This is a genomic window from Mycobacterium mantenii (assembly GCF_001667865.1).
GTDB lineage: Bacteria > Actinomycetota > Actinomycetes > Mycobacteriales > Mycobacteriaceae > Mycobacterium > Mycobacterium mantenii_A.
The window spans coordinates 1-1050 of record NZ_LZJP01000081.1; the positions used below are offsets into that span (position 1 = coordinate 1).

1 protein-coding gene is annotated in these 1050 nt (G+C 66.9%); it reads left to right on the forward strand.

Going from position 1 to position 1050, the window contains the following annotated elements:
- On the forward strand, positions 1 to 1050 hold a 1050-nt coding region (locus A5688_RS12640), incomplete at both ends, for a condensation domain-containing protein (protein WP_242663207.1).

The window sequence follows — 1050 nt, forward strand, 5'->3', positions numbered from 1 at the left end:
GCGGATGTATCGCACCGGGGATTTGGTGCGGTGGGGTGCTGATGGGCAGCTGCGGTATCTGGGGCGTGCTGATGAGCAGGTCAAGATCCGTGGGTATCGCATCGAGTTGGGCGAGGTCCAAGCGGCATTGGCCGACCTCGACGGTATAGAGCAGGCGGTGGTGATTGCCCGCGAGGACCGCCCCGGCGACAAACGTCTGGTGGCCTATGTGACCGGGACTGCCGACCCGGCCAAGGTGCGCGCGCAGCTGGCTGAGCGGCTTCCGGCCTATATGGTCCCGGCGGCGGTGGTGGCGTTGGAGGCGCTGCCGATGACCATCAACGGCAAACTCGACAAGCGCGCCCTGCCGGCACCGGAGTACAGCGCGGAGGCGTATCGGGCTCCGGGCAGTGCGGTCGAGGAGATCCTGGCCGGGATCTATGCGCAGGTGCTGGGGGTCGAGCGGGTCGGGGTGGACGACTCGTTCTTCGAGTTGGGTGGCGATTCGCTGTCGGCGATGCGGCTGATCGCGGCCATCAATGCCGCTGTGGATGAAGGCCTTTCGGTGCGTGCGGTGTTCGAGGCACCGACGGTGGCCCAGCTGGCGCCGCGGATCGGCGAGGGCACCGATCGAGGGCAGCCCCTGGTGGCGGGGGAGCGGCCGGCGGTGGTTCCGTTGTCGTTTGCCCAGAACCGGTTGTGGTTCCTCGACCAGTTCCAAGGGCCGTCACCGGTCTACAACATGGCCGCGGCCTTGCGGCTGCAAGGACCCGTAGATGCTGATGCGCTGAGCGCGGCCTTCGCCGATGTGGTGGCTCGGCACGAAAGCCTGCGTACGCTGTTCCCGGCGCCCGAGGGCACACCCCAACAAGTGGTGGTGCCGGTTGAGCGGGCCGATGTCGGGTGGCAGGTCGTCGATGCCAGCGGTTGGCCGACACCGCGGTTGAACGAAGCCATCGACTCTGCGGCCCATCACCCGTTTGATCTGGCTGCCGAGATCCCGTTGCGGGCAACGCTATTCCGCGTCACCGACGATGAGCATGTGTTGGTGGTGGTGGTGCATCATATCGC